This window comes from Denitrobaculum tricleocarpae (genome assembly GCF_007004665.1).
GTDB lineage: Bacteria > Pseudomonadota > Alphaproteobacteria > Kiloniellales > Kiloniellaceae > Denitrobaculum > Denitrobaculum tricleocarpae.
Genome location: NZ_ML660057.1, coordinates 246,428 through 269,430 on the forward strand (window position 1 = coordinate 246,428; position 23,003 = coordinate 269,430).

Below are 23,003 nucleotides of genomic sequence, written 5' to 3' on the forward strand. Positions count from 1 at the left end.
CCCCCTTAACGACGCTCCTACCCGCAATCATTCTCCGGGCCGGCCCAACGCCGGATAGCGAGAAATAACCCGCCCGCGCCTTGGACGATTGAGATACGTCAAAGTCTTGCGCCCCTGCGTCGGCGAGTGATCATTATTACGCGAACAGCTAGTCTCATTCCAGTTTATGCGCTGCGGATACCCTCTAGAAAGCCATCGACACTATCGCTCATCGATTGAGCACGTTGCCCTAAATCGTCAGCCGCCTGCAGAACTTCGTTCGCAGCTTTCTCAGTTTCTTGGGCGCCTTGACTTACACCGACGATGTTGGCGCTAACACTGGCCGTTCCCGCGGAGGCTTCGGAAACGTTGCGTGATATTTCCTGGGTTGCCGCGCGCTGCTCTTCCATTGCGGCGGAAATCGTCGAGGCGATCTCGTTCATTTTGCCGATCGTCCCGGCAATTTTGTGGATCGCGTTCGCCGCTTCGTCGGAAATGTCCTGAATACTATTGATCTGGGTACCTATTTCCTCGGTCGCTTTCGCCGTTTGGTTGGCCAATGATTTGACCTCGGAGGCGACAACGGCGAAACCTTTGCCGGCATCCCCCGCACGCGCGGCCTCAATCGTCGCGTTGAGAGCCAAGAGGTTTGTCTGCTCCGCGATATCGGTGATCAGACTCACGACATCACCTATCTTCTGTGAAGCCGAACTGAGATTTTTAACTGTTTCCGTCGTTGACTCAGCCTCTTCAGCCGCCGCACGGGTGATCTGCGAGGAATGATCCATCTGTTGAGTGATCTCGACGATCGAACTGCTCAACTGTTCAGTTGCGGCTGCAACGGTCTGGACGTTGACGTCGGCTTCTTCTGAACCCGCAGCCACTGCGGCAGACTGGCTGTTCGATTGTTCTGCAGTCGCAGACAGCGTCTGTGCATTGCTCCGCAGCTGCGAAACAGCAGCATTCACTGAACTCAATACATCGTTGCTTGAGATTTCGAAACTCGAGATAAGTTCCGCAACCCGCTCGGAGCGCGCTTCGCGGGCCAACTGATGCTCCCGCTCACGGTCATTGAGACGCTCTTTTTCGATCGCGTTTTCTTTAAAGACCTGTACTGCCTTGGCCATATCGCCGATTTCGTCTCGCCGCTGAATACTCGGGACCTCCACTGAGGTGTCTCCGTCGCTCAGATGTTTCATCGATTGCGTCATTCCCTTGATCGGCCGGATAACCGACGCGACCGCGAAGTAAATCAGTCCTGCCGAAATCACGGCTGCAAGCAAGAGCAGAGAGAGGATTGAGAGGCTGGCTTGAGTCACTGCCTGATCTGCTTCATTCGCAGAAGCTTTGGAAATTGCCTCGGCGTATTCCCCCACGTTGTCCAGGACCTGGGCGACCGCGTCGGCCTCCGCTTCAAGATCCTCAGTGAGTTCATCCGCCTCGGTCTCTGCCTGCAACATATCCCTGTGCGTATCGAAGAGCATTTCGTCATCCCCCGCAAAGACGATCCACTCCTGAAACAACTTACTTAGCGATTCGGCGTCCGCCGTGTCCTCTTCGCTCTCCGCAAACTCGGCGAGAATACTGATATTCTTCAGCACGCCGCGAGACAGTGTCTCGAACTCTTTCGCCACAGCCCCCAGTTTTGCAGCAGATTCCTCCGCCAGATACTCTCCGGCCGTGTCCTGCATCTCAATAACCTGGCGCTGTAGCTTCAAGGCGGCCTCAACGACCGGATAGTCGACCCGGTAAAGCTGTTGAATCACTTGATCCACTTGTGCTGCGGTGGCACCACTCGCCAGCAATTCGCCGACCCGGGTTTGCACCTGAGCCATCTCGGCTTCGTTTTCGGTCGCAAATTCATCCAACGCAATGATCATGCGCTGGCCCAGTTCGTCAAAAGTGAAAAGCAATTCCTTGGCTTTCGCCTCTTCTTCAAGTTCTATCCGGTGCGCTGCAAACATCTCGCGGGAAATCTCGACAAACCTTTTCTGGGCCGACCTTGTCGCAAGCAATTCGTCATTGAGTTGCGGGTCTGTCACAATTCTCTGCAGCTCGGAGAATGACGACAGAAACAAACCGTCCAGAACGGCGAACTCCTCAACAAGAGGCGTTATATCCTCAAGGTCTTCTTCGGCAATGACTTCCTCCGCGACCTTGGTTGCTTCCCAGATGTTGGAATTCAGACTCTCGGCCAAGAACACCGTGGGTTCCGACGTCTCCGTAATATCTGTGAGCCGGTCATTGATTCTATCGACAAAGAACAAACCCGCGATACCGATCAGTGCGCTAAGCACCGCCAATCCAGTGAATCCCGCAATCAGCTTAGCGGATATCTTGACTTTCGCGAAGGTTACCCGACCCAAAGGCAAGGACACACTTGGCTTTATCCGCGGCTGCTTGGCATCGATACTGGCTTGCGGTGACATTGCACAATCTCCTAAAGATCATAGCGCCGCGCCGCATACAGCAGGATATCTAAGTCGACCGGGACACACTCCAGTCACTCTCAACATCGCTCTCATATCGAGCTTGCACTCAGTGACGCACGAGTACCTGATCGATGGAAGCTCCTGCCGTTAGGTGCAAGCGCATTTACGCATCAAATATTTAAACACAAAACATCGTTTAAACATTTTTATATAACGTTTTATTAATTGCAGAGATGAGTTTTTAATAAGCATAGGTTGTATGAGCAACATGCTTGAAAGAGCGGTCGAGTGTGGAGGGCTTCTCTCGATCGCTTGTTTCAAGACCGCTTTTTGATCCGCCGGAGAGCACATGCAGAATCAAAGCCTGAAGTCTGCGAACGAAACCGTGCATGTAAGGACGACTGATTATTGTTTCAAAAACAACCGAAAGAAGAATATAGTTAGTACATACAAATAAAAATTTGAGTCCGTCTCGACATCTGTCACTATCTCCCCTCAAAGTGAGGAAACCCAAATCAGCCAGTCCGTTTTATGCTGAGACAGGTAGAGACCAGCTTGAGCAAACCCCTCTTCACTCAAGAATGCAACGTGCAGAAACACGGGATTCAAGCGGTCGCAACACTACCTAAAATTGCTGTTTTTGCTACCTTGAATTGTTTCGAATTGCCAATTAAAGTAACGCATAATGTTTAGACGCGCGTGCGATCCTGTTTAATCGCATGCTAACAGTGATGGACTTTGTGGCGCTCCCGATGCAGAAGGCGTTTCACAGATTCGACGCTTAACTCGCGAAAAGACTGGTACGAGATCAGATGCCAAACAAAGGGAGCACCAAATCCGCGTCTTCGCCGTCCTCCGGCAAAGTCCGCGAGGACTGGCTGAGAGAGGTCGCCACGGCGATGCGGGGATGGTTCGACGATCTTGGATTTCCCCTGCCCGACTTCGATGTCCGCACCGGCTTTCCAAGTGTCGGCCGCAGAAGCCCGAACATCACCGACTCCTGGACACAGGATAACGGCGCCACTTATGTAATCCTGGTTCGGCCCGACCGCAGCGAGGAAACAGAAGTTGCAGCGGCATTGGCGTTTCAGATGTGCCGGATTGCCGTCGGGGACCGGGATCAACACGGTTATCTATTCCGTCACCTGGCAATATCCCTGGGACTTAAGGGCACCAGGAACGAGTCTCCGCCGGGGGCTTTGTTCAAGGAGATCACAAAGTCAATACTCGAGACCGCAGGTCCCCTGCCCTCGCCCGAGATTCAGCAGATCGACAAGGATAAGGCACCAGGGCAGACCTCGCGGATGATTAAGGTGTCCTGCAGTGAATGCGGCTACGTCGCACGCGTATCGCGTAAATGGCTCTCTGAAGTTGGCCCCCCGCATTGTCCACTCCACGGACCGATGGTTCCTGACGGCTGATCCAACACTATCGATGGTCCAACACTATCGAAACGACACCGTTGGGCAGTCTGACGAGGGGCACGCAGTCTATTCAGACGAAACTGTGCCAAATCAAAAGTCGCGGTTTGCCCTATCATACCACTCCAGTCCGGATGCCGTGCTGTTGATCGTGGTCCCGGCCGATCCGGTGACCATGCTCTCCAGATCGGCTAACCCGCCTATGACCGCGGCTTTGCCGGTGCGTTCCACGTAGAGACAGGCCGCCTCGACCTTGGGCCCCATGGAACCGGCCGGAAAACTCTGCGCCCGAAGGGCCTCGGGCGAGGTCTGCCTGATCGCCTTGGCCTCCGGCGTCCCCCAATCGGTGTAAACCGCATCCACGTCCGTCGCCATGATCAGCAGGTCCGCGTCCAGCTCGCGGGCCAGCAGCTCACTGGCCAGGTCCTTGTCAATTACTGCTTCCGTGCCCTGCAGCTTGCGGTTTTCATCGTAGACAGTGGGGATGCCGCCTCCACCGGCGCAGATGACGATGGTGTTGCGTTCCAGTAACCATCGGATCGGGCGGATCTCAAAGATCCGTTTAGGCTGTGGAGAAGCCACGACGCGACGCCATTTGTCCCCGTCAGGTTTGATCGACCAATTCTTATCGGCCGCCAGGCGCCGGGCTTCAGCCTCCTCGTAAACCGGCCCGATGAACTTGGCCGGGTCGGCAAAGGCCGGGTCCGCCTGGTCGACTTCGATCATGGTCAGAATTGTCGCGAAAGGCACCTCTGGAGGCAGCAGGTTCCCCATCTCCTGCTCAATCATGTAGCCGATCATACCTTCGGTTTCGGCCCCCAGGACATCTAATGGGTAGAGCTCATCGGGTTTGTAGGCGGCGCCTTGCAGAGCAAGCAGGCCGACTTGCGGACCATTGCCATGCGAGACCGCAAGCTGATGCTGCCGCGCGATTGGCGCCATGGCTTCGGCTGCGATCCGCACATTCTCGCGTTGGTTCTCGGCGGTCAGGGCCTGTCCGCGGCGCAGCAACGCGTTGCCCCCAAGGGCAATAACAATCCGCATGGCCTAAACTCCAATCGTTGAGACCAGGACGGCCTTGATGGTGTGCATTCGGTTCTCCGCCTGCTCGAACTGTATACCGGCGGGGGATTCAAAAACCTCCTCGGTGACTTCCATCTCGGCGATACCGTGCTTTTCGAAAATCTCCTGACCGACCTTGGTTTCGCGATTGTGAAAGGCCGGCAGGCAATGCATGAAGCGGGTCGAAGTCTTTCCGGTCGCCGCCATGAGCGCATTGTTGACCTGATAGGGTTTCAGCAGCCTGATCCGCTCTTCCCAGACCTCGGGCGGTTCACCCATGGAGACCCAGACGTCGGTGTGGATGAAATCGCAGCCTTTGACCGCCGCTTCGGGATCATCGGTGATGGTCAGAGTGGCACCGTAGGTTGCCTCGAGTTCGCGGGCCGGGTTGAGAAATTCGTCACTCGGCCAGTTTTCCTTTGGCGCCGCGATCCGCACATCCATGCCCATGAGGCAACCGGCAATCATCAAGGAATGGCCCATGTTGCTGCGCGCGTCGCCAACGAAAGCATAGGAGATGTCGTGAAGCGGCTTGTCGGCGTGCTCCCGCATGGTCAGCAGATCCGCCAGCATCTGAGTCGGATGGAACTCGTCGGTCAATCCGTTGAAGACGGGAACCCCGGCATATTTCGCCAACTCTTCGACAATGCCTTGAGCAAAGCCACGATACTCGATGGCATCGTACATGCGCCCCAGCACCCGCGCGGTGTCCTTCATAGACTCCTTATGCCCGATCTGCGAACCTGACGGTCCGAGATAGGTCACACCCGCGCCCTGATCCATCGCCGCGACTTCGAAGGCGCACATGGTCCGGGTCGAAGACTTCTCGAAAATCAGACAGATGTTGCGCCCCCTCAGATGCTGTTGTTCGGTGCCCGCATACTTCGCGCGTTTGAGGTCACGGGACAGATCCAACAGGTAACGCAGCTCCCGCTGATTAAAATCCAGAAGCTTCAAAAAACTGCGGCCTTTGAGATTGAAAGCCATGGGCGTTTTATCCCTCTTTTTTTGCGGAGTTGGAGTTCGGAACGTCAGTCCTCGACGGCATCGCGCAGGATCGGACAGGTCATACAGTGCCCGCCGCCCCGACCCCGGCCCAGCTCATTGCCCGCGATGGTGATGACCTCGACGCCCGCCTTGCGCAGCAGGGTGTTGGTAAAGGTGTTGCGCTCGTACGCCATGACGACGCCAGGCTCCAGCGCGACCACATTGTTCCCGTCGTCCCACTGTTCGCGCTCGGCTTCGTAGGCATCACCGCCGGTGTGAACCCGGCGCAGCTTTTTCAGCCCCAGTGCCCTCGCCACCACCGCCGGGAAGTCGGCGGACTCTTCGGTGACCGAGAGTTCGCCCCCGCGCTCGCCGGGCCGCAAGGAGAAAGCCCGGATTTTGTCGACCACGTCAGGGTACAGATTGACGAGATCCCGGTCGCAGAAGGTGAACACCGTATCCAGATGCATTGCCGAGCGTTCTTTCGGCATGGCCGCTGCGATGACGTGTTCCGCCCCGCCTTTCGCAAAGAGGCTTCGGGCGATCTGTCCGACGGCCTGGGGCGTCGTGCGCTCGCCCATACCGATCAGGACGACGCCCTTGCCGACGGGCTGAATGTCCCCGCCTTCGGCATGCGCATTGCCATGATCGTTTTCGACATCCTCCCCCCACCAGAACTCGAAGTCCGAGCTTTTGAACAGTGGATGGAAGCGGTAGATGGCGGCGACGTTGAGCGTCTCCTGCCGCCGCGCGGGCCAGAACATGGGATGCAGTGTCACGCCGCCGTAGATCCAGGCAGAAGGATCACGGGTAAAAAGCTGGTTGGGCAAGGGCGGCAGAACGAAGTCCTGTGGCGCGAGCAGACGCCCAATCATGCCCGCGGGTTCGAAGGGTAGCTCGGCCCGGTTGATCCCGCCGATCAAATGGACAGAGAGTTTGTAGGGATCCATCTCCATCAGACAGGCGTGCAGATCACCGGCCATACCGACACCCACGGTGTTTTCGGTGACCTTCAAATCCAGCAGCCACCTGCGCGCCTCCATATCGCACAGGGTCTCTTCCAACAGTTCGCGGAGATGATAAACCTCGATGCCGCGATGGCGCATTTCGTCCACGAAACCCAGATGCTCCTGGCGCGCCTGCTTCACCCAAAGCACATCGTCGAACAGCAGGTCATGACAGTTACCCGGTGTCAGCCGGGCGATCGCTAACCCCGGACGATGCACGATGACTTTGCGAAGCTTCCCGACTTCCGAGTGAACGCCTAATTTCGCCATTTCGTTTCTCCGTTGCCAAACCTCGAGCAGGATGTCTTCAGACCGCGGCGCAAGCGGCTCTAGTTCAAAAGTGTCGCGATGCTTATCGCGGCCATGATGATGACCGTCAGGATAAGAAGCAGCGGCCACATGAATCGCAGCCAGCGCTCGTAGGGCACACGCCCCAGCGCCAGCCCACCCATCACCACCGCAAAGGTCGGGTTGATCAGATTCACCAACCCGCTGGCCGACTGATAGGCCGTCACCACCAGATCCCGCGGCACGGCTGCGAAATCCGCGAGCGGCGCCATAATCGGCATGGTTAGAACAGCCAAACCGGACGATGAGGGTACGAAGAAGGACAAGGCCACCTCGATCCCGAACATGCTGTTGATGAAGGCGATGGCGGGCAAACCGCTGACCGCGCCCTCGGCCCAGAAGAGAATGGTATCGGTCATATTGCCCGCGTCCATGACCACCACGATGCCGCGGGCAATGCCGATCACCAGGGCGACGCCAAGGAGGTCGCGAGCGCCATCTACGAAGGTGTTGGTAAAGTCCTCCTCGCTCATGCGGGCGATCACGCCGACCAGGATTGCCGCCACGATGAAGAGGCCCGACATCTCCGCCATCCACCAGCCACCGGCCGAGACCCCCCAGATCATCACGGCGAAAGCGAGGACAAAGACGAGCAACACGATTTTGCGCGTCAACGTGAAATCGAGTTGATGATTGCCCGCCGCAGCCTCACGGCCCTTGAGAAAGTGTGCTTCGTTGGACTCCCGCCGGTCCGCAACAATCGAGGCAGACGGGTTTGCCTTGACCTTCTCGGCGTAGCGCATGACGTAGACCACGCACGCCAGCCAGCAAAGGATCAGAAGCACGAACCGCAGCAGGATACCGTCGGTAAAGGCGATCCCCGCGGCGTTGGCTGCGATCACCGTGGCGAAGGGATTTATGGTGGAGCCCAGGGTGCCGACCCCTGCCCCCAGCATGATGATGGCAACACCGGTCACCGCATCATAACGGGCGGCGATCATCACCGGGATAATCAGGCCGTAAAAGGCGAGGGTTTCCTCCGCCATGCCGTAGACCGTGCCGCCCGCCGCAAAGAGCGCCATGAGGATCGGGATCATCCACTTTTCCCGCCCGCGCATGGCCGCCATGGCCCGCTCGATCCCAGCGTCGATAGCGCCGGTTCTGGTGACGATGCCCAGGAAACCGCCGATGATCAGCACGAAGAGCGCAACGTCGACCGCCCGTGCCTCATAAGTCCCCGGATCGAAGAAGCCGGCGATCGGCGCCAGGACCACATCGGAGAAACCCTGCGGATTGGGCTCGACTGTCTTATAGGTACCGGGAATGGGAACTTCTTTTCCCAGGGTCTCGCTCATTTCCCGGTCGTACTGACCGGCGGGAACAAACCAGGTGGCGACCGCCACCGCAATAATCAAACCGAACAAGATTGTGTAGGCACTCGGAAACTTCAGTTTCATAGCGTCACGCGTCTCCTGTCATGGGGTCTTATAGCTGCAAGGGTCCGCTCAAACCGTAACTCCCAACTTCGGCGAAGGAACGACCGACCGCGCCGCGACTGTCGTCCCGATCCTTTTCAAAACTCTTCCGGAAACCGAACCCGCATATCCGCACCGCGGCAGACCCGGCTGAGCCGCGTGACCGGACGAGAAACCTTGCATTCGTGATAACAGTCTGACGAAGGGCGTGCGGGCCGTCCTTGATATATATCACTCAACAACTTCAAGAGCTTCGCCCTCAGCCGCCCATCGAGAGCCGCTTTTCCACCTCTATCTGGGTGAGAATTTTACCCGGGGCACCCTCTATCTGAGAGGGTAACAATCCGATGGTCATTGCGAAACTCCAAGCCAGCAAGAGCTGCTGATCCGGCATCGCCAAGAGCGTCGATTTTAAGAGAGACCGGATGCACTGAAGGTTCCGAGGTGCACCGCCGGAGAGTCATCGATGGGATGAATGAGGGACCACCAGCTAGAGTAGATCCGGTTTAGATGGAATCGCCTTCGGCGATCCGTCGTACCGGTGAATCTGCTCTAACTATATGATGTAGAGCGGGTTCACATGTTTTAGCGAAAACACTCTGTGTTTCCGTTAAAACATGACGCGCTCTAGGTCGTTCAGGGAAACGGTCGACGCAGAGCGCGAGACTTTACCTCACCCCGAGTAGGGGCAGATTAGCCAGACAAGGCCACGGGCCGCGATTGCAGCAATGACGTTGCAATCAGATCCGGAATCTCCGGCCAGGTTCCCAGAGGATCAAGGAGTGTTCCCGACCATGAGGCCGCCGCAAGTGCGCGCGGAAGATCGATCTCTACATGGCCCGCGCGGCCAACGAACAGCGGCAGGCATACGCCCGCCCCGGCAAGACGCGCCGCCTCGCCGACACTCGGCAATTCTTCCAGGAAGCCGACATGCACGCCGCGAAAGGAATTCGATGCGGCGAGAATACCGGCCGTTCGCTCGATCAGGCGCCGCTGCTGCGGCACAGAACGCGAACCGTGGGCCGCGAGCAGAACGTTCGTATCCGCCGCGAGATCACCTGCCGACTTCGCCGCGGTTTTGATGGCCGCTTCGCAGAGCGCTGGGATTCCGCAGTTGTGCCCGAAGGGGGTCAGGACCTCGAAGGATCGCTGACCGCCGGCTCTCAAACGGCGCGGCAGTTCCGTCCTCACGAACCAGCCATCCGACATGAAAAAGGGATAGATCAGCAGGTGCCGCCGGGACATGCGGTTCAGCGCGGTCTCCAGGGCAGATTCCGCAGCCAGCGTCGCACCGTCGAGGTTCCAGCCGGGCAGCCAGCGGGCCGTCTCCTTGGCGAGGGCCTTTATGGCCGCCTCGGGCACCTCCGGCGCGGAGGGGGAACCGTGAGCGACAATCAGAACCGCAGGCCGCTCAGTGTGATGTGCCGTCGGAAAAGGTGATCTTGTTCCAAACATTATACTTCCCCGAGGGTTTACGCATGGGCAGGCGTTTGACTTCTTTCAGGGTTTCGGCGTCGTAAACGATAACTGCGCCCTGGTCTTCCCAGACGCTGACCAGGGCATGACGGCCGCTGCGATCGAATTCGACGTGGGCAACGGTGGCCCCCGGCACCGGCCGCAAAGTTTTCACGATCTCCAGACTCTCTTTATCGATCACATGCATGACGTCACGGTTCGGCCCGAAGAAAACATCGGCCCAGACGTAGTCCGTGTTTTCATGACTGCGGAGGAAAAACCCGGGCCCAAGGGTTTCGAGCGTTTTCACAACCTGCCAGCTTCCGATATCTATGACCGACAAGCGGGCCTCCTTCAGATGCGGCGTCGCCATGACCCGATGTTCCCCACGGAGCCAGGAAATACCGGACCCCAGATGCGGAAGACCGGGCAGCGGTAACTCGGCGACTTCCCGCCCGGCGTTGAGATTGACAACAACACCACGCGCGCCATCACGGGCGGCACCGATCAAATGGCGGTAGTCGGGCGTGAAGAAGAAGTCGTCGATGGGTTCACTGACCTCGATCCGGCGGAGCGCAAAAAGACCTTCGGACGACGGAAGGGCTTCAAGCATGCCCTTTTCATGACTGTGGACGAAACCTTCAAACACCGGCTCTGCCTCGGGACCTGTCGCGATCTCCCAAATCTCGGGCGCGTCCTTGAGCGCCAGGATAAAACTCTCACGTTGCGGCGCCTGATAGACGGCCGATACCCGCGACAGGTTTCCGTTCTTGGCGTGCACTTTGAACACCCGCTCCACCGAGAGATCTTCGCTCGACAGAATAGTCAGGCTGCGCGGCAGATAGTTCGCCACGGCCAGATGCTTGCCGTCCTTGGAGATGGCGATATTGCGACTGTTAAGGCCGGCTCGTATCCGCCCGACCTCGGCCAGGCTCCAAAGATCGTATTTCTGCACCCAGCCGTCCCGTGACATGATGAAGACGAAGCGGCCATCCGGTGTGAACTTCGGTCCACCATGTACGGCAAAAGGCGTTTCGAAGCGATCCATAACTGTAAAGCGGTCGCCATCAAGCACCGAGACATGATGATCGCCGGTTTCCACGACCAGAAAGACGTTCAGGCGGTCGGCGTCGAAAACCGGTTGGTCAGCTGGACGATAATCAGGATCAAGCTCCCGGCTTGCCGAAATCTCTTCAGGCCCCCATTCCGGGATCTTGGCCAGCGGCACCTTTACAAATTCGGTGAGGGCCGCAATGTCATCAGGTTTCAGGGTGTCGCTGAAGCCCGGCATCTGCGTCGCTGCACGGCCCTCGGCAATCACGTCCGCCAACTTCGGACCGCGCATGCGTTTCAACGTTTCGGGAATCAGCGCCGGCCCGATCCCGCCCAGGCGGTCGGCACCGTGGCACGCGGCGCAATGCTCGCTATAGAGCGCGTCAGGATTTGCCAGAGCCCCGCCGGTCAGGCCCAGCAGACAGCTAAAGAAAACGATGTATCGGATCACGGCTCTTGCCCCGGAAAGGTGTTACGGTCAGGCGATCCGAGTCTTCGACCCCGATCTCCCGGTCGCTCATGTAGCAGGCCGGGTCCTCGGCCCAGGGGTCGCCGGTCAGCTGCAATGCCCGGATCCGTGTATTGCCGCCACAGACCATCTTATAGCTGCAGGCCCCGCAACGGCCCTTGAGCGGGCGTGGACGTCTGCGCAGCTGTGCGAGCATCGGGTCGTCACCGGTCCAGAGCGCCGAGAAGGGCCGGTCTTTCACACTGCCGATCGTGTAATCCGACCAATAGGTGTCGGGATGAACGGCGCCCTGCGGATCGATATTGGCGACCCCGACCCCCGAAGAGTTTCCGCCCCAGGCTTGCAGGTGACCCTTCAGATGCGCAATCTGCTCCGAGGTGAAGCGCTCTTCCGCCCAGCGCAGGAAGTAGACGGCATCGGCATCGTTGTTGCCGGTGACGATCTCCAGCGGACACCCCGCGTCGGCGGCCCGCCAGGCGCGATCGATCAGCAGATCCATTGCGGTGCGGGTGTGGGACCAGGTGGCGTCAGCGCCCCGGTGCTTGTCGCCGCGGCCCGCGTAAACCAGGTGCGAGAGATAGAACTTGTCCACCCCTTCCCCATCGGCAAGCGCGAGAAGCTCGGGAAGCTGACCGGCGTTCTCCTGGGTAATGGTGAAACGCAAACCGACCCGGACGCCACGCGCCTTGCAGGCCCGCACGCCGGCAAGCGCCTTATCGAAAGCGCCTTCCTTGCCACGGAACCAATCGTTCGTCGCACCGATGCCATCGATGCTGATACCTACGTAGTCAAAGCCGATATCCGCGACACGTTCCGCCAGCTCTCCCTCGATCGCGGTGCCGTTGGTCGAGAGCGCAAGATACATCTTCATCTTGCGCGCCCGCTCCGCAATTTCGAAGAGGTCCATACGCATCAAGGGTTCACCCCCGGAGAGGATCAAGGCCGGTATCTTGAAGTCTCCCAGATCCTCCAGGACGCCCATGGCCTGTTCGTGCGTCAACTCGCCCGGAAAGACATGATCTGCCGAGGTCGTATAGCAGTGTCGGCATTGAAGATTGCAGCGGCGGGTCAAATTCCAGATGACAACAGGTTTCACCTCGCCGTTACGCCGGCGCACCGGCGTCGGCTTCACAAGCTGGTGCATATAGTGGGAGAGTCGAAACATCAGCTTTCTCCTCGGACTGTAGCGTTGGAGTCACCTGCGCCCTTGCGGGCCAGCCGTAATCCGGTTTTTTTCAGGATGCGGGTCGAATAAAGTGTGTCGTTTCCCCGGCACGCAGGCCCCAGCAATGAGACAATAACCCGGCGCTTCTCTTCGACCTCTCTTTGGTCGCTGCCATGCACCATGGCAAAGAGATTGTAGGGCCAAAGCGGCAAGGCGCGTGGCCGCAGATAGCAGTGCGACACGAAGTCGAGCCGCCCGACCTGCGCGCCCAGTTCACTGGCCATTTCATCTTCAACGTCCCAAACCGTCATACCGTTCGAGGTCATGCCCAGGGCATAGTGGTTCGGTGCAACCCCGATCCTACGTACGACACCGCGCGCCTGCATTGCGGCCAGACGATCGATGATTTCAGTTTCCTCCAGGCCCAGGGAAGATGCAATTTCGGCGTAGGGCTGTGCAACAAAGGGCAAACCCGACTGCGTCGCTTCGACTATCCGCCGGTCCGTTCCATCCAGGTTCATGCGACCATCCTGAAGCCAATGTAAAACTCTTCGAGTTTGGGAAAGCGCAGGACTTCGAGACCGGTTTCCCGTTCGATCGCGCAGGCCACAGCCTCGATCCCTTCCGGTGTCTCCGTCGCCAGCACGAACCACATATTGAGCTGGTGAGCCCGTTCATAGTTATGGGCGACTTCGGAGTGCGCGTTGACCTGCGCCGTCACCGCTTCGAAACGATCACCCGGAACGTTCATTGCGCAGAGGCAAAAGGCACCACCCATGGCCGCGGCATCGAAGAAGGGGCCGAAACGAGTGATCGCTCTTTCCTTCCGCAGACGCGCCAATCGTTCAATCAGTTCGCATTCGCTGAGATCCAAATCAGCGGCAGCCTCTGCATAAGGATGTGATGAGAGCGGGAAACCCTCCTGCAGCGCATTGATGATTCGCCGGTCGGTCGCATCCGGTCGGTAGTCGGAAGGTTTCATGCCGCTGCTCCTTTCTCCAGCAACACCCGTGCACCGGTCTGCTTGAAACAGCGGACGCTGAAGAGCACCTGATGCGGCACGTCGCGTAGCCCGACCTCATCACAGGCGCTGTCTAGCACGGTCATGGCCTCGACGCGGCTGCGCGCATGAATCATGCAGTAGAGGCTGTAAGGCCAAACGCCCGGCACGGGACGACGCTGATAACAAAGCGTGATCCCCGGCACCGCCGTCAACGCCGGCCCCACCCGGGGAATTTCCTCTTCCGGCAAATCCCAGACCACCATGGCGTTGGAGCTCCAGCCGAGCGCACGGTGGCGGACGATGACCCCGATCCGGGAGAGAATCCCCGCAGCCGCAAGAGCCTCGATCCGTTGCAGCAGTTCACTCTCCGGGCGTCGCAATTGTTCCCCGAGCGCATTGAACGGCTGCGCGACGATCTCCAGACCGACATTGAGCGCCTGCATGATTTCCCGGTCGCCGGGGATCAGAACAGCGGTGTCGATGTTTTCCCGCTGCGGCGGCAGTTTACCGGACCCGTCGAGGGCGAAGCCCAGATTGATGTTGAAGGGGCGCACCAGCCTTAAGTCGAGAACCTCCAGGCCCGTCCGCCTGCCGATCCGTGCCAGGCACCCGTTCACCTGCGCGCGGTCGGGGCCGGTCGCCACGAACCAGATATTCCATCGGTTTTCACGGAGGTAAGAGTGATTGACGCCCGGCTCCCCGCCGATGACCGCGGCGACCTCTTCGATCCGGGAGTCCGGCACCGCGACCGCGGCCAGTGTGCTGGCGCCTGCGGTATTGGGCCGGCAGGTTGCGCCGATCCGGCTGATCGCGCCGGCCTCCGACAAGCTGCGCAGACGCCGAAGCACCTCGTCTTCCGTCAGAACGAGCCGTCTGGCCATGACCGAGAAAGGCTTTGAGACCAGAGGGAAGTCGCATTGCCAGCGATCAAGCAGTTCGTGGTCGACGGGATCGAGATGAAGGGTCATGCCTCAGAGTCCCGTGCGATGAGCGCGTGCCGTGAAGAAGATGCCGGACGGCGTGTCCGCGGCAATCTCGCCAAGTTTCTCGAAGCTCCGGGTGTCGTAGATATCGACCCGGCCGGCATCGCGGATCGAAACCCAGATCTCGTGGCCACGCGGGGTGAATTCCATATGCAGGATCGCGGGGCCCGGCTTGAAGCTGTGAACCACCTCGCCGGAGGGGGTATCGATGATTTGCAGGGTGTCGTTATCCGGATGCGCGAAGTTGACCCAGACCTGCCGTCCGTCGGGCCGCGCGACCGCGAAGACCGGCTGACCGTGGGTTTTGGTCCGGCCCGCCTCTTCCAGGGTCCGGGCATCCACCCAGAGCACCTCGTGACGGCCCACCGCCGGGAGAACGAAGCGCTCGCCTGCCAAAGCCCAGCCTTCCAGATGCGGCATTTTATAGACCGGCAAAGGCTCTTCACCCCGGCCATAGCCCTGCAGAATGCGGCGCGGCGCCGGTTTCGAGTCCCAGAGATCGAGCGCCGTCAGGCCGTCCTCGCCGAACAGACCGGCGATATAGTGACGGCCGTCCGACGTGATCAGCGCATCGTAGGGGTTCTCACCGATGCCCGTCACCTTGGTGATTTCCGGCGTCCGGCCTCCGGAAAAATCGGCGATCCAGGTTTCGCCGTCGTCCCAGAGGGTAAATGCGAAGCGGTGTCCCGGGGCGTCGACCAGACCGATGGTTTTTGAGCCCGTCGGGATATCGGCCACCATCTCCAGAGTTTCGGCGTCGAACACGCGCACGCCGCCGGGTTCGTAGTTCGAGACGGCGACCAGACGGCCATCGTCCGAGATCGCGCCTCCGATCGCGTTGCCCGACTGCACGACCCGGTCGACCAGCGACTGCGCCAGGATATCGACTTTGTTGAGGCCGCCATCACGCCCGAACACATAGGCGAAGCGCTGATCGGGCGAGAAGACGACCGAAGCATGCGAAAGATCGCCGAGACCTTCGACCCGGCCGATCCTGGCCCGCTCCGACTGGTCGACGATCAGGACCGAGCCGCTCGCCCGTTCGATCACGACGCCAAGATCGCCGGTGCCGCGCAGGTTGTCCGCCTTCACAGCGGAGCCGCTGAAAAGCAAAACCGAAACCAGAAGGAAGAATGGAAAACCCTTGATCATTCGACATCGCCTTTCAGTAAGAAATCCGCGATCCAGCGGGCATCGTCTTCGCTGAGCAGAGGACGCCAGGGCGGCATCGCCGTACCCGGTATGCCGTCCAGCACGATCTCGGTCAGCGCTTCGGGCGGGATGCCCGCGAGCGTCTCCGCCCGGATATCGGGACCGAGCCCGCCTTTCAGGGTCAGGCCGTGGCAGGACCCGCAGTCCTGAAGCACGAGCCGTTCCAGCTCGGCTTCCCTCTCGAGGGAAAGGTCAGCCGCCGCCGCCGGAGCCAGTCCGGTCAGCAGCGTAAACCACAAGACGGTGACGAGAGCTTCACGCATTTGCCGATGCTCTAAGCCAGTTAAAAGGACCTTGGGAGACGTCGGCCAGTTCGGCCGGAAACAGCGACAGGACTTCAGCGGGACAACTGCGGTAGAGGGAGACGACTTCGCCGATGACGAACAGCACGGGGCCCTCGAGGCGAGCCGCTTTTGCTTCCGCCGCGATCCTGTCGAGTTGCGAGAGCAAGCGTACTTCCTTGGGGGTTGTTGCGTTGCACACCGCCATGACGGGCAAGGCCGCGGGCATACCATGGGCAATCAGCGAGGTCGCGATTTCCGCAATGTTGGCGACGCCCATGTAGACCACGAGCGTGGTATCGGGGTCCGCCAGACCGGCCCAATCCAGATCGAGCGGCAGATCGCGCCGGCAGTGTCCGGTGACGTAGCGCACGCCGGTCGCCAGTCCCCGATGGGTCAAGGGAACGCCGGTCGCCGCCGCGACCCCCTGGGCCGCCGTGATGCCCGGCGCGATTTCCACCGGGATGCCGGCAGCATGGAGTGCGGCGGCCTCTTCCGAGCCGCGCCCGAAGATCGAAGGGTCGCCGCCCTTCAGACGGACGACGCAGAGGCCCTGCTGACCCAACTCGACGAGAATGTCATTAATTCGTTCCTGCGGCACCGGGTGCGACTTCGGCGCTTTGCCGACGGCAATACGCCGGGCGGCAGACGGCACCAGCGAGAGCACTTCGTCGGAGACCAGACGGTCGTAGACCACAACCTGGGCCAAACCCAGCATGCGGACCGCTTTCATTGTCAAAAGCTCCGGATCGCCCGGACCCGCTCCGACCAGAAAGACCCGTCCCAGTTTCTTCATTGCGCCCTCCCTGGCGTTTTACGATGCAACAAGAGGGCGACCGGAACCGCGCTCCCGCTTTCCACCTCAGTAAACGTCTCGAGGTGTTCTGAAGACGTTGAACTCACTTTGATCAACGCGCGGCTGGCCTTCGGGTTTCTCCTGAGCCGAAATCCCGTTCGCGGTTAAAGCCATCGGAAACGCAACACCTGCGAGGGATGCGAGTCTCCGGGTTTTGCGAAAGCCATTCATGCCGGTTTTCCCAGTTGCGCTGGTGAGTTGAAGAGGAGAATGCCGAGTCCAACCCTTTCCCGCCTTGACTTTCGTTAAGGCAAATCCAGCGGCACGCAGACAGACTTTTCCGGCCTCAGATAACGGAGTGTCCGATGCGGTGCCTTCCGATCCGGTTCTCTCTTTTACGTATATTTTTCATGGCCTTCATCCTGGGCGCGGTCGGTCTTGCCCTGGCGGCGGAAAGCAGTATCAGCGTGCCTGCGGCCGTCACGACCCCATCCCCGGCTCCAACACCTGTCTCACCGGAAAAACCCGTATGATCACCGCCCTGCGAACCCTCTTTAGCGAAGGTTTTCGCATCTTCTTTCTCGCCGCCGGTCTCTACGCCGTGATCTCGGTCGGCCTCTGGGTCGGATGGCTCGGCATTCACGCGACCGGCGCTTTGGTCACCGAAATGCCCTTCGCGGTGCCGCCTCATCTTTGGCACGCGCACGAGATGGTTTTCGGATACGCGGGCGCGGCACTGGGCGGATTCTTTTTAACCGCCGTGCCCAACTGGACCGGTACCAAGGCGGCCCGCCATCTCTTTATCGTCGCGGCCTCCGGACTCTGGCTTGCAGGCCGCCTCGCGGTCTGGTGGTCCGGTGCACTCGATCCCCTTTTGGTCGCCGCCATCGATCTTGCCTTTCTGCCTTTGCTGGCCAGTAAGATCGCGACCCAATTGGTTAAAAGGCCGAAACCGCAAAACCTCATGTTTTTGCTGCTTCTCACCATGGTCTGGTGCGGGAACCTTCTGGTTCATCTGGAATGGAGCGGGCTCATCGACGACGGTGTCTGGCCGGGTCTGCGTCTGGGGCTGCTGGGCACAATCTCCATCATCGTCGTCTTGGGCGGCCGTATCATCCCGGCCTTCACCCGTAACGCCATGACCCGGTCCGGGATCGAGACGAACCTGCCGCGCTCTCACCGGGTTCTCGATGGGACCGCGATCGCGACGGCGATCCTGCTGCCACTGCTGATCGTCTTTGCCGTACCGGATATTGCCGTTGCTCTGGTCGCCTTCCTCACCGGCGCACTGCAGGCCGCACGCCTCGCCGGGTGGCGGGGCCGCTGGACGCTCTCCCAACCGATCCTCTGGAGCCTGCACCTCGGTTTCGCCATGCTCGCCACAGGTTACATGGCTCTGGGTCTGGCCTTTCTCGATCTCTTCAGCGAGGTCGCGGCCCTGCATCTTCTGGGAATCGGAGCCATTGGCGGCATGACCCTGGCCGTCATGAGCCGCGCGATCCTGGGGCACGCAGGCAAAGCTTTGACCGTATCGGCACCCATTGCCCTCGCCTATCTGCTCATCGCTCTGTCCGCGGTCCTGCGGGCCGTCGGCTCGGCGGGTGGAATCGAGTGGTACAACGCAGCCACGCTGGTCTCCGGCGGTCTGTGGATCGCCGCCTTTACTCTCTTCGTCGCCGTTTACCTGCCGGTGATTCTGAATCTCGACTCACGTCCTTAAGATCTCCGATCTGACACCGCTACGCGTGGGAGTAGAGGAAAAACTCACGGCGTCTCTTGACGCAAGTCAAGGACTTCAGAAATGTGCAGGCAGAGAGTGGCCGGGCTTTTTTGGAGTGATGTCCGTGCGCCTCTTGATCTGCCTGCTGATGTGCCTGTCTTTTGCGGCCTCTTTGCTTGTGGAGCCCCGGGTTACGGTTGCGGCATCGGGCCAACCTGAACTCCCCCGGTTTCTGACCACATTAAAAGCCAGCGACCTGATGCCCGGTGCGACCGGCTTCGGTCAATTGCGCGACGATATTCCCGTTGCACCAATCCTGAAGAATGGCGAAACCCTCGGCTGGGCCTTCCTGACCTCGGACTTCGTAGGCACGACCGGCTATTCCGGCAAGCCGATCCATGTGGTCGCCGCCATCACGCCCGATGCCGTTCTGGCCGGCGTACGTCTGGTCGAACATTCGGAGCCGATCGTTTTGATCGGAATTCCCGACGTCAAGGTCCAGCGTCTGACCGAGGGCTACGCCGGACTGGATCTCAAAGCGGAGGCCGCCGCCGGCGGATCGGCGCATGATCTCGACATTATCTCAGGCGCCACCGTCACCATCATGGTGATTGACGATTCGCTCGTCCGCGGCGGTCTCAAAGTCGCCCGCGCGTTGGGTCTAGGCGGTCTCGCCCCTGAAATTTCAGGTCCGCAGCGAGTCATAGATGTCAGTGTCGAGCGCCTTGAGGATTGGACGACACTGGAGGGTGACGGCTCTATCCGCTCCCTGACGCTGGATGTCGGCCAGATCAACGCGGCCTTCGCCGCTTCAGGCGACGAACGGGCTGCCGCCCGCCCGGAAAAAGGTCCCGAGACCGACAGCTTCATTTCGATGAAAGCCGCCCTGATCAGTGTGCCGTCGATCGGCCGCAGCCTGATGGGCGACGCCGAATACAACAACCTCACGACCTGGCTCAAGGAAGGCGAACACGCCATCATGGTCGCGGGACGCGGCCGTTACTCCTTCAAGGGCTCCGGTTATGTGCGGGGCGGAATTTTCGACCGCATCCAGCTGATCCAGGGCGACAACTCAGTCCGCTTTTTCGACAAACAGCACCGCCGTCTGGGCACAATCGCAGCCGCAGGCGCACCGAGCTTTACCGAACTCGATCTTTTCAAGATCCCCGCCGACTCCGGCTTTGACCCCGCGGAACCCTGGCGCCTGCAACTTCTGGCACAGCGCGCGGTCGGGCCGATCGACAAGAGTTTTCTGACCTTCGATCTCGCCTACCGGCTGCCGGAGTCCTATCTCGTTCCGCTGACTCCGGTCTCTCTGGACACGCCGGACGAAGAAGCCGCGGCGAAGGCCGCGCTTTGGCAGCGGATCTGGCGTGACCGGCAATTCGAAATCGCCGGGCTTGCGGCCATGCTGATCGTTTTGACCGCGGTGTTCTTCTTTCAGTTCCAGGCCACTCGGAACGAACGCAGCCTTTTCTGGTTTCGCATGGGCTTTCTGACGGTCACGCTCGTCTTTCTGGGCTGGTATGCCAACGCGCAGCTTTCGGTCGTCAATCTCATGGCTCTCGCCGGCGCGCTTCAGACCGGCTTCACCTGGGATGCCTTCCTGCTGGACCCCATGATCTTCATTCTGTGGTTTTCGCTGGCCGCCGCCCTGGTTTTTTGGGGGCGCGGCGTCTACTGCGGCTGGCTCTGCCCCTTCGGTGCGCTGCAGGAACTTACCAACCGCATCGCCCGGGCATTCAAAGTGCCGCAGTGGGAGTTGCCCTGGGGTTTGCACGAACGCCTCTGGCCGATCAAATACATGATCTTCCTGGGCCTCTTCGGTGTCTCGCTGGCCTCGATACCTCTGGCGGAGACCTATGCCGAAGTCGAACCTTTCAAGACCGCGATCATCCTGAAATTCGCGCGGGAATGGCCCTTCGTCCTCTTCGCTGTCGGCCTGCTGGTCGTCGGTCTTTTCATCGAACGTTTTTACTGCCGCTATCTCTGCCCGCTTGGCGCCGCCCTCGCGATCCCTGCGAGGATGCGCATGTTCGACTGGCTGAAGCGTTACCGCGAATGCGGCAACCCCTGTAAAACCTGCGCCAATGAGTGCCCGGTGCAGGCCATCCACCCGACCGGCGAGATCAATCCCAACGAATGCGTCAACTGCCTGCACTGCCAGGTGTTGTACCAGTCGGGCCAGAAATGCCCGGTCGTCATCAAGAAACTGAAACGGCACGCGAAGATGGTCGCGCGCAACAAGGAGAGCGCCGCCGCGCTGGAAAAGGCGTTTGGCGCTCGCGTTCCACTGAAGGAGGGAACTCATGTCTGAGAAGGATAAAAACTGGTCGATAAACCGGCGTCATCTGCTGGGCGCTTCTGCAGGCGGTGCCCTCTTGGCCGCTGCCGGCGGCACCGGCATGGTCATGAACAGCCAGCCGGCCCGCGCAGCCGCGGGGAAACACGCGTTGGACCCCGGCGAACTGGACGAATACTACGGCTTCTGGTCTTCGGGCCAGACGGGCGAGTTGCGTATCCTCGGCGTGCCGTCCATGCGCGAATTCATGCGCATCCCGGTCTTCAATCGCTGCTCGGCCACCGGCTGGGGGCAAACCAACGAGTCCCTGAAGATTCTGACCGAAGGCCTGCTGCCTGAAACAAAAGAGTATCTCAAGGCCCAGGGCAAGGTCACCTATGACAACGGCGACCTTCACCACCCCCATATGTCCTTTACCGACGGTACTTACGACGGCCGCTATATCTTCATGAACGACAAAGCCAACACGCGGGTCGCCCGGGTCCGCTGCGACGTCATGAAATGCGACAAGATTATCGAGATTCCGAATGCCAGCGATATCCATGGTCTGCGGCCGCAGAAGTACCCGCGCACCGGCTATGTCTTCGCCAACGGCGAACACGAAACGCCACTGGTGAACGATGGCACGATTCTCGACAGCCCTGAAGACTACGTAAACATCTTCAGCGCGATCGACGGTGACGAGATGAAAGTCGCCTGGCAGGTTATCGTGAGCGGCAACCTGGACAACTGCGATTGCGACTATCAGGGCAAATACGCCTTCTCGACCAGCTATAATTCCGAGATGGGCACCAACCTGGCCGAGATGACCGCGAACGAGACCGACCATGCGGTGATCTTCAACATCAAGCGGATCGAAGAAGCGGTCGCCACCGGCGATTTCCAGACACTCAACGGCGTCCCGGTCGTCGACGGCCGCAAGGGTTCGAAATATACCCGCTACGTCCCGATTCCCAACAGTCCGCACGGCTGTAACGCGGCACCCGACAAGAAGCACATCGTGATCAACGGCAAGCTCTCGCCCACCGTCTCGGTGATCGACGTGACCAAGATCGACGCGCTTTTTGAGGAAGACGCCGATCCGCGGTCCTGCATCGTTGCCGAGCCGCAGTTGGGCCTCGGTCCGCTGCACACCGCCTTCGACGGCAAGGGCAACGCCTTCACGACTCTGTTCCTCGACAGCCAGGTTGCCAAGTGGAACATCGATAAGGCCATCGAGGCCTATAACGGCAGCGACGTCGATCCCATCATCTCCAAGGTCGATGTCCACTATCAGCCCGGCCACAACTCGACCTCCATGGGTGAGACCGCAGAGGCCGACGGGAAGTGGCTGATCTCGATGAACAAGTTCTCCAAGGACCGTTTCCTGAATGTGGGACCGCTCAAACCGGAGAACGAACAGCTCATCGATATCTCCAGCGATGAGATGAAGGTCGTTCATGACGGCCCGACCTTCGCGGAACCCCATGACAGCATCATCGTTCACCGTTCCAAAGTGAACCCGGTGGTTGTCTGGGACCGTAACGATCCGACCTTCGCCGATGCCATCAAGCAGGCGGAAGCCGACGGTGTCGATATCGAGTCCGGTGCCGACGAACCGATCCGGGACGGCAACAAGGTTCGTGTCTACATGACTTCAATTGCGCCAAGCTTCAGCATGGAGAAATTCACGGTGAAGCAAGGTGACGAGGTCACGATCTACGTCACCAACATGGACGATATCGACGACCTGACCCACGGCTTCTGCATGGCGAACTTCGGTGTCGCCATTGAGGTCGCACCGCAGGCCACCGCTTCGGTCACCTTCATCGCCGAACGTCCCGGCGTGCATTGGTTCTATTGCCAATGGTTCTGTCATGCCCTGCACATGGAAATGCGCGGACGCATGCTTGTGGAACCAAGGGGAGTCTGAC

At 59.7% G+C, this 23,003-nt stretch carries 18 protein-coding genes; 4 read left to right on the forward strand and 14 right to left on the reverse strand.

Annotated elements, in window-relative coordinates:
- Window positions 1-164: 164 nt before the first annotated feature.
- A complete protein-coding gene (locus tag FKG95_RS18300) occupies window positions 165-2,408 on the reverse strand; it encodes a HAMP domain-containing methyl-accepting chemotaxis protein (RefSeq protein ID WP_142897847.1) in 2,244 nt (747 codons plus the stop codon).
- An 815-nt stretch (window positions 2,409-3,223) separates the two neighbouring features.
- Between FKG95_RS18300 and FKG95_RS18305 the strand changes: the two genes are divergently transcribed.
- The gene (locus tag FKG95_RS18305; protein WP_142897848.1) at window positions 3,224-3,832 is read left to right on the forward strand and encodes a transcription elongation protein SprT; all 609 of its coding nucleotides are present in this window, start codon (window positions 3,224-3,226) and stop codon (window positions 3,830-3,832) included.
- A gap of 93 nt (window positions 3,833-3,925) precedes the next feature.
- On the opposite strand, the gene arcC is transcribed toward FKG95_RS18305, so the two are convergent.
- The 13 genes from arcC to cobA all read right to left on the reverse strand — a co-directional run bounded on the left by arcC (window position 3,926) and on the right by cobA (window position 17,068).
- Window positions 3,926-4,876, reverse strand: coding sequence for a carbamate kinase (arcC, locus tag FKG95_RS18310; protein ID WP_142897849.1), 951 nt, complete (start codon window positions 4,874-4,876; stop codon window positions 3,926-3,928).
- Window positions 4,877-4,879: 3 nt separating this feature from the next.
- A complete protein-coding gene (gene argF, locus FKG95_RS18315; RefSeq protein WP_142897850.1) occupies window positions 4,880-5,881 on the reverse strand; it encodes an ornithine carbamoyltransferase in 1,002 nt (333 codons plus the stop codon).
- Between the two features lie 44 nt (window positions 5,882-5,925).
- Window positions 5,926-7,158 carry an arginine deiminase gene (gene arcA, locus FKG95_RS18320; protein ID WP_142897851.1) on the reverse strand — a complete coding sequence of 411 codons (1,233 nt, stop codon included), beginning with the start codon at window positions 7,156-7,158 and terminating at the stop codon, window positions 5,926-5,928.
- Between the two features lie 59 nt (window positions 7,159-7,217).
- Window positions 7,218-8,633 carry a YfcC family protein gene (locus FKG95_RS18325; RefSeq protein WP_142897852.1) on the reverse strand — a complete coding sequence of 472 codons (1,416 nt, stop codon included), beginning with the start codon at window positions 8,631-8,633 and terminating at the stop codon, window positions 7,218-7,220.
- 711 nt (window positions 8,634-9,344) lie between these two features.
- Window positions 9,345-10,106: a sirohydrochlorin chelatase gene (locus FKG95_RS18330; RefSeq protein WP_142897853.1), complete on the reverse strand. Its 762-nt coding sequence runs from the start codon at window positions 10,104-10,106 to the stop codon at window positions 9,345-9,347.
- A complete protein-coding gene (locus tag FKG95_RS18335) occupies window positions 10,063-11,610 on the reverse strand; it encodes a nitrite reductase (protein WP_142897854.1) in 1,548 nt (515 codons plus the stop codon). Before FKG95_RS18335 ends, FKG95_RS18330 begins: the two co-directional genes overlap by 44 nt.
- Window positions 11,585-12,793 carry a heme d1 biosynthesis radical SAM protein NirJ gene (nirJ, locus tag FKG95_RS18340; protein ID WP_142897855.1) on the reverse strand — a complete coding sequence of 403 codons (1,209 nt, stop codon included), beginning with the start codon at window positions 12,791-12,793 and terminating at the stop codon, window positions 11,585-11,587. The genes FKG95_RS18335 and nirJ overlap by 26 nt, the downstream gene beginning before the upstream one ends.
- Window positions 12,793-13,314, reverse strand: coding sequence for a siroheme decarboxylase subunit beta (ahbB, locus tag FKG95_RS18345; protein WP_142897856.1), 522 nt, complete (start codon window positions 13,312-13,314; stop codon window positions 12,793-12,795). The genes nirJ and ahbB (FKG95_RS18345) overlap by 1 nt, the downstream gene beginning before the upstream one ends.
- On the reverse strand, window positions 13,311-13,775 hold the full coding sequence (locus FKG95_RS18350) for an Lrp/AsnC family transcriptional regulator (RefSeq protein WP_142897857.1): 465 nt from the start codon (window positions 13,773-13,775) through the stop codon (window positions 13,311-13,313). The genes ahbB (FKG95_RS18345) and FKG95_RS18350 overlap by 4 nt, the downstream gene beginning before the upstream one ends.
- On the reverse strand, window positions 13,772-14,764 hold the full coding sequence (gene ahbB / locus FKG95_RS18355; protein WP_142897858.1) for a siroheme decarboxylase subunit beta: 993 nt from the start codon (window positions 14,762-14,764) through the stop codon (window positions 13,772-13,774). The genes FKG95_RS18350 and ahbB (FKG95_RS18355) overlap by 4 nt, the downstream gene beginning before the upstream one ends.
- A 3-nt stretch (window positions 14,765-14,767) precedes the next feature.
- A complete protein-coding gene (locus tag FKG95_RS18360) occupies window positions 14,768-15,931 on the reverse strand; it encodes a cytochrome D1 domain-containing protein (protein WP_142897859.1) in 1,164 nt (387 codons plus the stop codon).
- Window positions 15,928-16,254 (reverse strand): c-type cytochrome, encoded by a 327-nt coding sequence (locus FKG95_RS18365; protein WP_142897860.1) that lies wholly within the window; start codon window positions 16,252-16,254, stop codon window positions 15,928-15,930. Before FKG95_RS18365 ends, FKG95_RS18360 begins: the two co-directional genes overlap by 4 nt.
- Window positions 16,247-17,068 carry a uroporphyrinogen-III C-methyltransferase gene (cobA, locus tag FKG95_RS18370; protein WP_142897861.1) on the reverse strand — a complete coding sequence of 274 codons (822 nt, stop codon included), beginning with the start codon at window positions 17,066-17,068 and terminating at the stop codon, window positions 16,247-16,249. Before cobA ends, FKG95_RS18365 begins: the two co-directional genes overlap by 8 nt.
- 529 nt (window positions 17,069-17,597) lie before the next feature.
- On the opposite strand from cobA, the gene FKG95_RS18375 reads away from it, so the two are divergent.
- The 3 genes from FKG95_RS18375 (at window position 17,598) to nosZ (ending at window position 23,002) form a co-directional block, all read left to right on the forward strand.
- Window positions 17,598-18,788, forward strand: a complete 1,191-nt coding sequence (locus tag FKG95_RS18375; RefSeq protein WP_142897862.1) for an NnrS family protein — start codon at window positions 17,598-17,600, stop codon at window positions 18,786-18,788.
- Window positions 18,789-18,912: 124 nt separating this feature from the next.
- Complete coding sequence (locus tag FKG95_RS18380) at window positions 18,913-21,105, forward strand: NosR/NirI family protein (protein WP_218940243.1); 2,193 nt, start codon at window positions 18,913-18,915, stop codon at window positions 21,103-21,105.
- The gene (gene nosZ / locus FKG95_RS18385; RefSeq protein ID WP_142897864.1) at window positions 21,098-23,002 is read left to right on the forward strand and encodes a TAT-dependent nitrous-oxide reductase; all 1,905 of its coding nucleotides are present in this window, start codon (window positions 21,098-21,100) and stop codon (window positions 23,000-23,002) included. Before FKG95_RS18380 ends, nosZ begins: the two co-directional genes overlap by 8 nt.
- The last annotated feature ends 1 nt before the right edge of the window (window position 23,003 follow it).

What these genes read in the sequence shown, in the direction of transcription:
- FKG95_RS18300 (WP_142897847.1), bottom strand. Translation starts at nt 2,408, where the DNA reads ATGTCACCGCAAGCCAGTATCGATGCCAAGCAGCCGCGGATAAAGCCA.
- FKG95_RS18305 (WP_142897848.1), top strand. Translation starts at nt 3,224, where the DNA reads ATGCCAAACAAAGGGAGCACCAAATCCGCGTCTTCGCCGTCCTCCGGC.
- arcC (WP_142897849.1), bottom strand. Translation starts at nt 4,876, where the DNA reads ATGCGGATTGTTATTGCCCTTGGGGGCAACGCGTTGCTGCGCCGCGGA.
- argF (WP_142897850.1), bottom strand. Translation starts at nt 5,881, where the DNA reads ATGGCTTTCAATCTCAAAGGCCGCAGTTTTTTGAAGCTTCTGGATTTT.
- arcA (WP_142897851.1), bottom strand. Translation starts at nt 7,158, where the DNA reads ATGGCGAAATTAGGCGTTCACTCGGAAGTCGGGAAGCTTCGCAAAGTC.
- FKG95_RS18325 (WP_142897852.1), bottom strand. Translation starts at nt 8,633, where the DNA reads ATGAAACTGAAGTTTCCGAGTGCCTACACAATCTTGTTCGGTTTGATT.
- FKG95_RS18330 (WP_142897853.1), bottom strand. Translation starts at nt 10,106, where the DNA reads ATGTTTGGAACAAGATCACCTTTTCCGACGGCACATCACACTGAGCGG.
- nirJ (WP_142897855.1), bottom strand. Translation starts at nt 12,793, where the DNA reads ATGTTTCGACTCTCCCACTATATGCACCAGCTTGTGAAGCCGACGCCG.
- ahbB (WP_142897856.1), bottom strand. Translation starts at nt 13,314, where the DNA reads ATGAACCTGGATGGAACGGACCGGCGGATAGTCGAAGCGACGCAGTCG.
- FKG95_RS18350 (WP_142897857.1), bottom strand. Translation starts at nt 13,775, where the DNA reads ATGAAACCTTCCGACTACCGACCGGATGCGACCGACCGGCGAATCATC.
- ahbB (WP_142897858.1), bottom strand. Translation starts at nt 14,764, where the DNA reads ATGACCCTTCATCTCGATCCCGTCGACCACGAACTGCTTGATCGCTGG.
- FKG95_RS18360 (WP_142897859.1), bottom strand. Translation starts at nt 15,931, where the DNA reads ATGATCAAGGGTTTTCCATTCTTCCTTCTGGTTTCGGTTTTGCTTTTC.
- FKG95_RS18365 (WP_142897860.1), bottom strand. Translation starts at nt 16,254, where the DNA reads ATGCGTGAAGCTCTCGTCACCGTCTTGTGGTTTACGCTGCTGACCGGA.
- cobA (WP_142897861.1), bottom strand. Translation starts at nt 17,068, where the DNA reads ATGAAGAAACTGGGACGGGTCTTTCTGGTCGGAGCGGGTCCGGGCGAT.
- FKG95_RS18375 (WP_142897862.1), top strand. Translation starts at nt 17,598, where the DNA reads ATGATCACCGCCCTGCGAACCCTCTTTAGCGAAGGTTTTCGCATCTTC.
- nosZ (WP_142897864.1), top strand. Translation starts at nt 21,098, where the DNA reads ATGTCTGAGAAGGATAAAAACTGGTCGATAAACCGGCGTCATCTGCTG.